The 12,488-nt window shown below is 77.7% G+C and carries 8 protein-coding genes; 2 read left to right on the top strand and 6 right to left on the bottom strand.

Annotated elements, in window-relative coordinates:
- Positions 1-26 precede the first annotated feature (26 nt).
- Positions 27-1,430, bottom strand: a complete 1,404-nt coding sequence (locus tag CHC04_RS02575) for a M20/M25/M40 family metallo-hydrolase (protein ID WP_245816933.1) — start codon at positions 1,428-1,430, stop codon at positions 27-29.
- Positions 1,431-1,500: 70 nt separating this feature from the next.
- On the opposite strand from CHC04_RS02575, the gene CHC04_RS02570 reads away from it, so the two are divergent.
- The gene (locus tag CHC04_RS02570; RefSeq protein WP_089402297.1) at positions 1,501-2,337 is read left to right on the top strand and encodes an alpha/beta fold hydrolase; all 837 of its coding nucleotides are present in this window, start codon (positions 1,501-1,503) and stop codon (positions 2,335-2,337) included.
- A 109-nt stretch (positions 2,338-2,446) separates the two neighbouring features.
- A complete protein-coding gene (locus CHC04_RS02565; RefSeq protein ID WP_245816932.1) occupies positions 2,447-3,697 on the top strand; it encodes a DUF222 domain-containing protein in 1,251 nt (416 codons plus the stop codon).
- A 111-nt stretch (positions 3,698-3,808) separates the two neighbouring features.
- On the opposite strand, the gene CHC04_RS02560 is transcribed toward CHC04_RS02565, so the two are convergent.
- The 5 genes from CHC04_RS02560 to CHC04_RS24440 form a co-directional block, all read right to left on the bottom strand.
- Complete coding sequence (locus tag CHC04_RS02560) at positions 3,809-4,303, bottom strand: GNAT family N-acetyltransferase (RefSeq protein WP_089402295.1); 495 nt, start codon at positions 4,301-4,303, stop codon at positions 3,809-3,811.
- A gap of 21 nt (positions 4,304-4,324) precedes the next feature.
- On the bottom strand, positions 4,325-7,768 hold the full coding sequence (locus CHC04_RS02555) for an ATP-dependent helicase (RefSeq protein WP_245816931.1): 3,444 nt from the start codon (positions 7,766-7,768) through the stop codon (positions 4,325-4,327).
- A 73-nt stretch (positions 7,769-7,841) separates the two neighbouring features.
- A complete protein-coding gene (locus CHC04_RS02550) occupies positions 7,842-11,030 on the bottom strand; it encodes an ATP-dependent helicase (protein ID WP_217897134.1) in 3,189 nt (1,062 codons plus the stop codon).
- 124 nt (positions 11,031-11,154) lie between these two features.
- Positions 11,155-11,493, bottom strand: coding sequence for an MGMT family protein (locus CHC04_RS02545; RefSeq protein ID WP_089402294.1), 339 nt, complete (start codon positions 11,491-11,493; stop codon positions 11,155-11,157).
- Positions 11,490-12,440: a hypothetical protein gene (locus CHC04_RS24440; protein WP_217897133.1), complete on the bottom strand. Its 951-nt coding sequence runs from the start codon at positions 12,438-12,440 to the stop codon at positions 11,490-11,492. The genes CHC04_RS02545 and CHC04_RS24440 overlap by 4 nt, the downstream gene beginning before the upstream one ends.
- Between the last annotated feature and the right edge of the window lie 48 nt (positions 12,441-12,488).

Raw genomic sequence — 12,488 nt, 5'->3', positions numbered from 1 at the left:
GGCGACCCACGCGGCGGCCGGTGCGGTCAGCGCGCGGCCAGCTCCCGCCACAGGTGGGCGGCGGCCTCCGCCCCGCGGTACAGCATCGGGAGCAGCACCCGCTCGTTCGGCGAGTGGATGCGGTCGGTGGGCAGGCCGGCGCCGAGGAACACCAGGGGGGCGCCGAGCACCTCGACCAGGTCGGCCTCCGGGCCGCTGCCGCCCTCGCGGGTGAACAGCACGTCGGCGGGGTCGGTGTCGAACGCCCGCCCGATGGCGCGCAGCAGGGCACCCATGTGGGGTGAGTCCAGGTCGCTGGCGCACGGGGCGACGCCGCCGGGCGGGGTGTGCACCTCGGCCTCGATCCCCCCGGGCAGGTGCTCGTCGACCCACGCGCGCAGCAGCGGGCCGACGTCCTCCGGCCGCTGGTCGGCGACCAGCCGGAAGGTGAGCTTGGCGTGCGCCTCGGCGGGGACGATCGTCTTGTGGCCGGGGCCGGTGTAGCCGCCCCACACGCCGTTGACCTCGGCGGTCGGGCGGGCGCCGATCCGCTCCAGCGTGCTGAACCCCTCCTCGCCCGCGGTCGCGCGGGAGGCGGCGGGGCCGGCGAGCCAGGCGGCCTCGTCGAAGGGCACCCGGGCCATGAGCTCGCGCTCGCGGTCGGTGAGCGGCCGCACCCGGTCGTAGAAGCCGGGGAGGGTGACCCGGCCGTGCTCGTCGTGCAGGGCGGCGAGCAGGGACGCCATCGCGTGTAGCGGGTTGGGCACGGCGCCGCCGAAGGACCCGGAGTGCAGGTCGACGGCGGGGCCGCGCAGGGTGATCTCGGCGTCGGCCAGCCCGCGCATGGCGACGACGGCGCTGGGCACGTCGGGCGCGGCCATGCCGGTGTCGCTGACGACGACGACGTCGCAGACGAGCCGGTCGGCGCGCTCGCGCAGCAGGTCGGCGAAGTGCGGGGAGCCGGACTCCTCCTCCCCCTCGACCAGCAGCTTCACCGTGACGGCGGGGGTGTCGCGGCCGGTGGCGGCCAGGTGCGCGCGGATGCCGAGCAGGTGGAAGGCGACGTTGCCCTTGTCGTCGATGGCGCCACGGGCGTGCAGCTCGGGGCCGTCGGGGCCCTCGACCCGGGTGGGCTCGAACGGCGGGTGCACCCACAGCTCGGGCGGGTCGACCGGCTGCACGTCGTGGTGGCCGTAGACGAGCGCGACCGGGGCGCCGGGGTCGGCGCTGGGCCACTCGGCGAACACCGCCGGCGCGCCGGGGGTCTCCCACACCTCGACGGTCGGGAAGCCGGTGCGGCGCAGCGCGTCGGCCAGCCACTGCGCGCTCGCCGCGACGTCGCCGGCGTGCGCCGGGTCGGCCGAGATCGACGGGATGCGCAGCCAGCCGTCGAGGTCGGCGTGCAGGTCGTCGAGGTGGGCCAGCACGAAGTGGCGTTCCGGGCTCGTCACGGTCGCCGACGGTAGCGGCGGTCCCCGACGCGCCCGGTCCCGGGCCGGACCGGCCGCTAGGTTCGGCGCCATGGCCGGAGAGCTGTTGCGGGTGGACGTCGGTGACCTGACCTTCGACGTGCGGGCCGACGGCCCCGAGGACGGGCGGCCGGTGCTGCTGCTGCACGGCTTCCCCGAGACGTCGCTGTCGTGGGCGGCGGTGCAGCCGCGGCTGACCGAGGCGGGCCTGCGCAGCTACGCCGTCGACCAGCTCGGCTACTCCCCCGGCGCCCGCCCGCAGGAGGTCGACGCGTACGCGCTGACCAACCTCGCACAGGTCACCGCCGACCTGATGACGGCCATGGGCGCGCCGGTGGCCGACGTCGTCGGGCACGACTGGGGCGCCAACGTCGCCTGGGGGCTGGCGGCGTGGCCCAGCGACCGGGTGCGGTCGCTGACCGCCGTCTCCGTGCCGCACCCGACGGCGTTCACGATGGCCTGGCGCAGCGACCCGGAGCAGAAGGAGCGCTCCTCCTACATCCGGCTGTTCTGGCAGGAGGGCAAGGCCGAGGAGGTGCTGCTGGCCGACGGCGCCCGGCGGCTGCGCCGGATGTACGGCGACGCCGTCGACCCGGAGGCGGTCGAGGAGTACGTGGCGGTGCTGTCGGCGCCGGGTGCGCTCACCGCGGCGCTCAACTGGTACCGGGCGATGTCCTCGGCGACCCCGGTCGCCGACGTCGCGGTGCCGACCACGTTCGTGTGGAGCGACGCCGACATCGCCATCGGCCGGATCGCCGCCGAGGGCTGCTCGGCCCACGTGAGCGCCGACTACCGGTTCGTCGAATTGCCCGGCGTGAGCCACTGGATCCCCGAGGAGGCACCCGACGCCCTGGCCGCGGCGATCCTGGACCGCATCGCGTCCAGCTGAGCGCTCGGTCGGGACGACGCCGCGACCGTCGGCTCTCCGACCGACTGACCTGCACTTTCTCCATTCATAGGCGTTGCCGAGGCGCCTGTTCGAACGTATGATCGACTGCATGACAGCAGTCCTCGACCCGGCGCTCGGCGGTCCTCCCGTCGGCTGGGCGTCGGGGCCGCTGGGTGCGGTGCAGGCCGCCGACCGGGAGATCGGCCGGCAGGCGGCGCTGCGGGCGCGGGCGATCGCGGCCTTTGCCGCGTCGCGGCCGGCCTCGGCCGATCGGCAGCCCGGTGAGGCGGGTGCGATGTCGGCGGAGCGGTGGGCGTCTCGGGCCGAGGTGCTGCGCCCGGTGAGCGAGTGGGCGGTGCCGGAGCTCGTCGTGGCGCTGAACGTAACCGCCCAGCGGGCGGAGGAGGAGCTGGCCCGCTCCCTCACGCTGGTGCACCGGCTGCCGCGGGTGCTGGATGCGCTGCAGTCCGGGGTGCTGCACCCGGGGCATCTGTGGTGCCTGCTCGAGCACGTCGCGCCGATCGCCGACGACGTCCTGCGCGCCCGCGTCGAGGGCGAGCTGCTGGCGTGGCTGGGCGGCCGGTCGGTGACCACTCCGGCGCAGCTGGGCGACAAGGTGCGCCGGGTGGTGCTCAGGCACGCCGCCCGCGACGCCGCCCGCGCCCTGGCCCGCGCCGTCCGACGGCGCGGCGTGTCCGCCCGCCCCGACCGGGTGGATGGGATGAGCGTGGTGTCGGGCCTGCTGACCACCCCGGAGGCCGCCGCGCTGCCCGCCGACCCGGCCGATGGCCGCAGCCGCGGGCAGAAGATGGCCGACTGCCTGCTGGACCTGGTGCTCCGCCCCGGGGGGACCGCCCTGCCGCCGGTGCAGGTGACGCTGACCGTGGTCGCCCCGGCCGGGGCGCTGCTCGGCGGAGACGCCGCGTGCGAGATCGACGGGCAGGTGGTCCCCGCGGAGGTGGTGCGCGCGCTGCTCGCCGCCCTGACCGGCCACCGGGTCGACACCGCGGCGACCGAGTCCGAGCCGACCGATAACGAGCCCACCGAGCCGGATCCGGCTGCAACGGCGCGCACTTCCGCGGTTGTGTCCGAGGAGGAGGACTTCGCACGCTGGTCGGAGGAGATGGAGCGCCGCATCCTGGCCGGGGAGTTCGACGCCGAGCCGGCCCCCTGCTACCTCGACGAGGACGGACCACCACCCGACACCGGGCCCGACGACCCGGCAGTGCGCCACCGCTCCGCCCCGACCGTCCCCGGCGGGTGGTGGGCGCGCGCCGACCGCGCCGTCGACGACGCCGGCACCCTCACCGTCACCACACCCACCGGCCTCACCGCCACCACCACCCCACCGCCGTACTGACGCCGGCCGGCAGGCGTCCTACCTCCCCGGACGGCCACCCGGCGAGGCGCGGCAGCATCCCGCCGGGGTCCAGGCGAGCCGGTCACCTGACGGGCCGGCGTCACCGTCGGGTCACGCCAGCCGGTAGTAGCGCACCAGCGGCAGCGCGGTGAAGCCGGCCGCCTCGTAGGTGCGGCGGGCCGGTGCGTGCCCCGGGTCGCCGCCGGTGCCGATGGCGACGATCCGCACCCCGGCCCGCCGCAGCTGCTCCACCCCGTCATCGAGCAGGGCACGGCCGATCCCGCGGCGCTGGGCGGCGGGGTCGACCGCCAGCATCTCGACCTCACCGCTGTCCGGCTCGTCGAACGACTCGTCGTGCACGAGGACGGCGACGAAGCCGACCGGGCGGCCGTCCTCGACCGCCAGCCGCACCCGCGTCGCCGGGTCCCGGCAGACCCGCTCGACCGCCGCCGCCTGCGACGCGAGCCAGTCGGGGTACAGGTGCCGGTACACCCCGGCACCCAGCACGGCCTCGAACGAGGCGAACACCGGCGCCCACGCCCGCAGCGACAGCGTCACGACCGCCTCGACGTCGTCGTCGCGCAGGTCCCGGATCTCCGGTGCCACGCGGTCAGGCTCGCCGCGGCGTCAACCGAGTTCCGGGTCCTCCAGCGGGAGCGGCAGGTCGTCGTCCTCCGGCGGGGGCGGCAGGTCGTCGTCGGGCTCGGGCGGCAGGTCGTCGAGCATCTCCTCGGGGACGTCACCGTGGACCGCCTGCCCGGCGACGAGGGCGAGCAGGCCGGCCTCGTCGAGCAGGTCGACCGGGCGCACGGTGACCCCGGCGGCGACGTGGTGGAAACCGGCGCTGACCCGCTCCACGGGGACCCCGGTCAGCCGCGACCAGCCCAACCGGTAGGCGGCCAGCTGCACGGCCGCGGCGGCGAGCTCCCGCCCGGACGGCGGCGGGCCGGTCTTCCAGTCGATCACCTCGAAGCCGCCGGCGCCGTCGGTGAAGACCGCGTCGATGCGCCCGCGCAGGGTCAGCGGACCCAGCGGCGTCTCGAAGGGCACCTCGACCTCGACCGGCTGCCGGTCGGCCCACGGGCCGGCCAGGAACGCCCGCTGCAGCTCCCCCAGCGCGCCGTCCGGGGCCGCGGACTCGTCGCCGGAGCCGGGCAGCTCGTCGAGGTCGAGCAGCCGCGCGACGCCGAAGCGCTCCTCCAGCCAGGCGTGGAAGGCGGTGCCGCGGCGGGCCAGCGGCGCGGGCGCGGTGGGCATCGGGCGGCGCAGCCGCCGGGCCAGCTCGGCCGGGTCGCGGCGCAGGGTCACCAGCTCCGACACCGACAGGTGGCTGGGCAGCGGCACCTCGACGCTCGGCCGCGCGGTGCGGCGCCGCTCCCGCAGCAGCAGGTCGGCGTCGCGCACCCACTGCTCGACCACGAGGTCGCCGGCGCCCAGGGTGGCCGCGGCCTCGAGCGGGTGCGGGGCGGCGCCCGCGACCAGCTCGGCGGCGGCGGCGAGCGCGCGGCGGCGCGGCGGGGACAGCGGGTCGGCCGGCCACACGCCGACCGGCCACTCCTCCAGCGCCGGGTTGGTCGCCCCCTCCTCCGGCGGCTCGGCCCACGCGACGACGACGCCGGCGCCGGCGGTGCAGGCGCGGCGGACGGCGTCGAGCAGCACCGACGGGCCGTTCGGCTTGACGCCCTCGCGCCACCAGCTGCCCGAGCAGACCAGCAGGTGCCGGGCCCGGGTGACCGCGACGTAGCCGAGCCGGATCTCCTCGGCCTCGCCGAAGCGCTTCCACTCCTCGACGTAGTCCTCGAGCGCGGCGCGCACGGCGGCCTGGTCGCCGGACCCGGGCACCGGCAGGCGCAGCTGCGGCAGCTCCGCGCGGTCGGTGGTGCGCAGGTCGACCGGGACCGCGCCGGGGTCCTTGATCCAGGAGTCGGCGGTGTCGGTGCGGGCCGGGAACTGGTCGGCGGTCATGCCGGGGACGGCGACGACGTCCCACTCCAGGCCCTTGGCCGAGTGGCCGGTGAGCAGCTGGATCGACTCGGGGTCGACCGCCACCTCACCGGGCTCGAGACCGCGCTCGCGCTCCTCGGCGTCCTTCAGGTAGCCGAGGAAGGCCGGCAGCGAGGGCAGCTCGGCCAGCTCGGTGAACTCCGCGGCGACGGCGTGCAGCGCGTCCAGGTGCGCCCGCGCGGAGCCGGGGCTGACGCCGGGGGCGCTGGCCAGCTCGGTCTCCAGGCCCAGCACCCGGACGACGTCGTCGACCATGTCGGGCAGCGACTCCCCCAGCCGGCCGCGCAGGTGCGCCAGCTCCGCGCCCAGGCGGCGCAGCCGGCGGTACGCGGCCGCGGAGTAGGCCGAGGGGTCACCGAGGTCGTCGAGGGCCTCGACGATGCTGCCGCGCTCGGTGGCGCGACGGGCCTGGTCGTCCTCCGGGGCGGCGCGGCGGCCGTGCACCAGCGCGCGGGCCCGGGCCTCCAGCGCGGCGAGGTCGTGCGGGCCGATCCGCCAGCGCGCGCCGGTGAGCAGCCGGCCCAGCGCGTCCCCGGCGGTGGGGTCGACGAGCACCGTCAGCGTGGCGACGACGTCGGAGACCTCGGGCACCTCGAGCAGCCCGCCGAGGCCGGCGACGGTGACGGGCAGGCCGCGGGCACGCAGCGCGGCGGCGATGCCGGGCAGCTGCTTGCGGGTGCGCACCAGCACGGCCGTCGTCGGGGGGCGGCCGTCGGGGCGCGGGGGCAGGTCGGGGTCCTCCCCGCGCCAGCAGGCGGCCAGCCGGTCGGCCAGCGCCTCGATCTCCTCGGCGACGGTCGAGTAGAGCCCGGCCGTGACCAGCCCGTGCGCGGCGCCGGGGGCGGGCGCGAGGTCGGGCAGCGGCACCGGCGGTGCCGGCAGCAGCCCGGCGACGTCGTTGGCGACGGCGAGCACGGCGCCGTCGTTGCGCCAGCTGGTGGCCAGGGTGAGCCGCTGGGCCTCCTTCCCGCGGGTGCCGGGGAAGGTGCGGTCGAAGCGCTCGATGGTCCCGGCCGAGGCGCCGCGCCAGCCGTAGATGGACTGCCGCGGGTCGCCGACGGCGAGCACCGGGTGCCCGGTGGTGCGGCCGAACAGCGCCTCGAGCATGCGCAGCTGGCCGACGCTGGTGTCCTGGTACTCGTCGAGCAGCACGATCCGCCAGCGGGCGCGCTCCCGGCGGCCGACCTCCGGCGCGCTGACCGCAACCCTCGCCGCCAGCGCCACCTGGTCGGAGTGGTCGATGGCGCCGGCGGCCCGCTTGCGCGCCTCGAACGCCTCGACCAGCGGCAGCAGCGCCACGCGGGCGCGCTGCCGGGCGAGCACGTCGAGCACCGTCTTGTAGGGGCCGCGCTTGCCCTTCGCGTCGGGGTAGCCGGTGATCCGCCGCTCCAGCTGCGCGGTCCACGCGCGCAGCCGGTCGGGCTCGATGTCGTGCTCGCCGAGCTCGCCGGCCAGCGCCAGCACGTCCTCGACGGTGGTCAGCGGGCTCAGCGGGACGTCGTCCATGTCGCCGGTCCAGCCCGACACCACCGACGCCGCCTGCCCCCAGCACATGGCAGGCCCGAGGACGCCGGCGCCGGGCTCGACGCCGATGCGCAGCCCGTGCTCGCTGACCAGCGACGCGGCGTAGCCGTGGTAGGTCGACACCGTGGGCATCGCGACGCCCAGCCGCTCCCGCAGCTCCGGCTCGGTCTCCGGGTGCCGCGCCAGGGCGCCGAGCCGGATGCGGATGCGCTCGTTGAGCTCGCTGGCGGCCTTGCGGGTGAAGGTCAGGCCCAGGACCGCGTCGGGTGCGACCAGCTCGTTGGCCACCAGCCAGCACACCCGCGCGGCCATCGTCTCGGTCTTGCCCGACCCCGCCCCGGCGACGACGACCAGCGGCCGGTCGGCCGGCGCCGCCACCACCCGCGCCTGCTCGTCGGAGGGCGCGTAGGACAGGCCGCAGCGCTCGGCGACCTCGGCCGGGGTGAGCACCCGGCGGGGCCGGACCGGCTCGGGCGGCGCGCCGAAGAGGTCGTCGTCGAAGGCGAGCTGCTCCTCCGGCGGCGCCGGCGTGCGACGGCTCACGAGACCTCCTCGCTGGCGCTCGTAGGCCGCGTTCGCCGGGCTGCTGTGCCGATGCGTGAGGTCGCGAGCTCGCTCACGAGGTGACCTGCCGGCCGCGCTCGTGCAGCGGGCAGCTGCGCCGGGCCGGGCAGCGCGCGCAGTGGCTGCCGCTGCGCACCTCGAAGGTGGCCGCGCCCATGCCGTCGCCGACCTGCGCGATCAGCTGCCCGGCCCAGGTACCGGCGAGCGGCACGTCGGCCGGCAGCGGCTCCTGCGCCTGCTCCTTGGCCTTCGTCCCCGAGCCGACCTGCAGCAGCGAGGCCCCGCCGGGGGCGTCGCCGTGGTCGCCGAACGCGCCGGCGGCCACGGCGACCTGGTAGGCGGCGAGCTGCCCGTGGGTGTCGACGTCGCGGGCCGGCGTGCGGCCGGTCTTGAGGTCGACGACGACCAGCCGCCCGGCGGCGTCGCGCTCGAGCCGGTCGACCTGCCCGCGCAGGCGGGCCCGGCCCACGGTGACGTCGAAGTCGGCCTCGGCGGCCAGCAGCTCGCGGCGGCTGGCGGCGTGCCAGCCGAGGAAGTTGTCGAGCATGTCGCGGGCGGCCATCCGCTGCCGCTGGTCGGCCCAGCCCGGGCCGAGGTCGAGCGCGTCGAGCTCCTCGGCCAGCGCCGCCCGCGCCTCGGCGGCGGGAAGCCCCTCGGCCACCCGCTGCGCCACGGCGTGCACCGCCGAGCCGACGGTGCGCGAGCTGTCGGGCGAGGCCTCCGCACCGACCGCGCCGAGCACCCACTTGAGCGGGCACCGCTGGAAGGTCTCGATCGCCGACGGGCGCACCCGCACCGGCTCGCCGTCGGGCACCAGCGGGGCGTCGTCGGACAGCGGCGCCAGGCCCCACCAGTCGGCCGGGGAGGCGCCGGGCACGCCCTCGTCGGCCAGCCGGCGCAGGACCGCGGCGGCGGCCGACCGGCGGGCCGGCCCGGTCTGCGGGTCGCTGACCGCGCGCCGCAGCTCGGCGACCAGCGCGGGCAGGGTGAGCGAGCGGGGCAGCGGCGTCAGCGGCCGGCCCTCCTCGGGCGGGGCGGCGACGAGGTCGAGGAAGCGGGAGGCGGTGGCGCCTGCGTCGGGCCCGTCGAGGGCGCCCTCGACGGCGGTGACCACCAGCCGGCGGCGGGCACGGGTGCAGGCGACGTAGAACAGCCGCCGCTCCTCGGCCAGCAGCTGCACCCGGCGGTCGACGACGGCGCCGTCGATGCCGGCCACCCGCTCGACGAGCAGCTCGGCGCCCAGCAGCGTGCCGCGGTCGCGCAGGTCGGGCCAGATGCCCTCCTGCACCCCGGCCACGCAGACGACGTCCCACTCCAGGCCCTTGGCGGCGTGCGCGGTGAGCAGCCGGACGGCGTCGGCCACCGACCCGCGGCCGGCGTCGTCGAGACCGGGCAGCTGCTGGGCGGTGAGGTGCTCGACGAACGCGGCGACGGTGGCCGAGGGCAGCCGGTCGACGAAGCCGGCGGCGGCGTCGAACAGCGCGACGACGGCGTCGAGGTCGCGGTCGGCGACCGCACCGGCCGCCCCGCCGGCGGCGCTGGCCCTCGCCCAGCGGCCGGCCAGGCCGCTGCGCTGCCACATCGCCCAGAGCACGTCCTCGGCCGAGCCGTCGCGGGCGAGCGCGACGCGGCCGGCGGCCAGCACACCGGCCACCCGGCGGGCCGGACGGGCGACCGCCTCGGGCAGCTCCTCCAGCAGCGCCTCGTCGGCCAGCGCGGTGGCCAGCGGCGCGCCGCGCTCGTCGGCGTCGACGCCGCGCTGCGCCTGGGCGATGCGCACCGCGCGGCGCAGCCGGCGCAGGTCGAGCACGGTGGCGTTGCCGAGCGCGGAGGCCAGCAGCGCCTCGGCGCCGGGCTCGTCGAGGGCGAGCGCGCCGGGCTCGTCGCCGGGCCGGGGCAGCAGCGCGGTGAGCGCGGCCAGCAGCGGCGCGACGGCGGGCTGCGCGGCCAGCGGGAGGTCGTCGCTGCCGACCTCGACCGGGACGCCGGCCGCGGTGAGCGCGCGCCGCAGCGGCCCGATCGCCAGCGCGGTGCGCACCACCACAGCCATCTGCGACCACGCGACGCCGTCGACGAGGTGCGCCCGGCGCAGCGTGTCGGCGACGTAGGCCGCCTCGACCGCCGCCGAGCCGAACACGTGGACCTCCGCGGCGCCCTCGTCGACGCCCTCGGCGGCGGCCAGCCGCCGGTGCTCCCAGGGCCCGGGCAGCGTCTCGGCCACCCGGCGGCTGACGGCCAGCAGCGCCGGGCCCGAGCGCCGGGAGACGCCGAGGGACAGCCGCGGTGCGGGCCGGCCGGTCACGGTGCGGAACCGGTCGGGGAACTCGACGATGCCGCGGGGCTCGGCGCCGCGGAAGGCGTAGATCGACTGGTCGGGGTCGCCCACGACGACGAGGTCCCCGCCGCCGCCGGCGAGCAGCTGCAGCAGCTCCACCTGCGCGGGGTCGGTGTCCTGGTACTCGTCAACGAACAGCCAGCGGGCGCGGTCGCGCTCGGCGCGCAGCAGCGCGGGGTCGTCCTCGAGCTCGGCGATCGCGGCCCGCACCAGCTCGGCGGGGTCGTAGCCGGACGCGTCGCCGCCACCGGCGGTGGAGAACGCCGTGACCGCCTCGTACTGCTCCTGGAAGGCCGCCGCGTGCAGCCAGGCCTCGGTGCCGGTCTCGCGGGCCCACCCGGCCAGCGTCTCCGGGCCGACCCCGCGCTCGGTGGCCCGCAGCAGCAGGTCGCGCAGCTCGTCGCGGAACCCGGCGGTCGACAGCGCCGGCAGCAGTGAGGCCGGCCAGCGCACCGCGCCCTCGCCGGCGAGGTCACCGCGCAGCAGCTCGGCGACGACGGCGTCCTGCTCGGCGGCGGTGAGCAGCCGGGGCGGGGCCTCCCCGCGCAGCAGCGCCGCGCGGCGCAGCACCCCGTAGGCGTAGGAGTGGAAGGTGCGGGCCAGCGGCTCGCGGATGGTGCGGGCGACCCGCGCGGTGACGCGGTCGCGCAGCTCGGCGGCGGCCCGCCGGCTGAAGGTCAGGACGAGGACCTGCTCGGGGTCGACGCCGCGCTCGATGCGCGCCGCGACCGCTTCGACGATCGTCGTCGTCTTGCCCGTGCCGGGGCCGGCCAGCACCAGCAGCGGCCCGCCGGGGTGGTCGACGACGGCCCGCTGGGTCGGGTCGAGCCGCGGCGGGGGCGCCGGCGGCGCCGCCGGCTGCACCAGCCGGTACACCGGCCCCGACTCGTCCCCCCGCAGTGCCACCTCCCGATGACACCACGCGGAGCCGACACCGTCGCGGAGCCGTCGGTCACGCCCGCGCGGGATGTGCACGCAGCGCGGCCGACGAGCCCTGCCGGCCGCGCGGTGTGCACACCCCGCGCTCGGCTCAGGGCCAGGCCACCGCGGCGAGGTCGACCCGCCCACCGCGCACCGGCACGCCCTCGGCCGCCAGGCGCGCGAGCTGCTCCACCCGCACCGGCTCGGCGCAGGTGCCGTCGGCGCGCACCACCCGGTACCAGGGCACCGCCGCCCCACCCGAGGACAGCGCGCGGGCGACCCGCCGGGGGCCGACGCCGACGAGCCGGCCGATCGCACCGTAGGTGCTCACCCGCCCCGGCGGGATCCGCTCGACGACGTCGAAGACCGCCTCGTCGACGTCCGCGGGGTCGGGGCGGGCCGTGCGGGCGCCCGGGAGCCGCGGCTGCCCGGGCGCCCGCGCGCTCACAGCTGGTAGTCGCTGTTCGCCGACCACCACGTGTAGAGCGCGGCGAGGTCGGCCTGCGTGGTGCCCGGCGCCACGACGACGCCCTCCACGAGCGCCGCGTCGTCGGTCCAGACGATGAGGACCGCGCCGTTCTCGGCGTCGATGGCGCACGCCACCAGGCCGCTGTTGGTCCCCCCGCCCCACGAGCCGACGCCGGTCGCCGCCGTGCAGTCCTGGCCCTCCGGCAGGTCCGACAGGCCCTGCGCCGAGGCGTCGTTGGTGAAGACCGAGTCCATCGTCCCCTTGTCGGGGTACTGGAAGAAGTCGGCTGCCTGGGGGCCGGGCTGGGTGGTGCTCGGGCCGCACGTCGCGTGCGCGACGTCGCCGTCCCCGGCGAGCTCGGCCTCCGTGCAGTCGGTGAAGTCGGCCGGGACGATGGCCAGCAGGCCGCCGCCACCGGACCCGCCCGTCGACGAGGGCGCGCTGGTGGTCGGCGGGGGCGCGCTCGAGGACGTGCTCGGGGACGGCCGGGACGACGTGCTGCTGGACGCGCTCGACGACGTGGGCGTGGCGTCGGCCGCCGGAGCCGGGTCGTCGTCCCGCAGGACGAAGAACAGGGTGACCGCGACGGCGATCACGACGACCAGACCCGCGACGAGGCCGATCACCAGTCCGCGCCGCCCGCGACCCGGTCCTCCCGGTCCTCCCGGCCCTCCGGGCTGCCCGTACTGGCCGGGCTGGCCGTACGGACCGGGCTGCCCGTACTGGCCGGGCTGCCCGTACTGGCCGGGCTGGCCGGGCTGGCCGGGCTGCCCGTACGGACCGGGCTGGCCCGGCTGCCCGTAGGGCTGCGGCTGGCCGTAGGGACCGGGCTGGCCGGGCTGCCCGTACTGGCCGGGCTGACCGGGCTGGCCGTACGGCGGCTGCCCGGGGCCGTCGGGGTACTGACCCGAGGGCGGCTGACTCATGGCGTCCTCCTGCTGACGTGGGTCCGCAGGATATGGAGGCGGGGCGTG

This window comes from Geodermatophilus saharensis (assembly GCF_900188205.1).
GTDB lineage: Bacteria > Actinomycetota > Actinomycetes > Mycobacteriales > Geodermatophilaceae > Geodermatophilus > Geodermatophilus saharensis.
This window is presented reverse-complemented; position numbering and strand designations above follow the sequence as displayed.

Bases quoted from the DNA above. Each gene is read 5' to 3' on its own strand.
- CHC04_RS24440 (WP_217897133.1), bottom strand. From the start codon at position 12,440: ATGAGTCAGCCGCCCTCGGGTCAGTACCCCGACGGCCCCGGGCAGCCG.
- CHC04_RS02570 (WP_089402297.1), top strand. From the start codon at position 1,501: ATGGCCGGAGAGCTGTTGCGGGTGGACGTCGGTGACCTGACCTTCGAC.
- CHC04_RS02565 (WP_245816932.1), top strand. From the start codon at position 2,447: ATGACAGCAGTCCTCGACCCGGCGCTCGGCGGTCCTCCCGTCGGCTGG.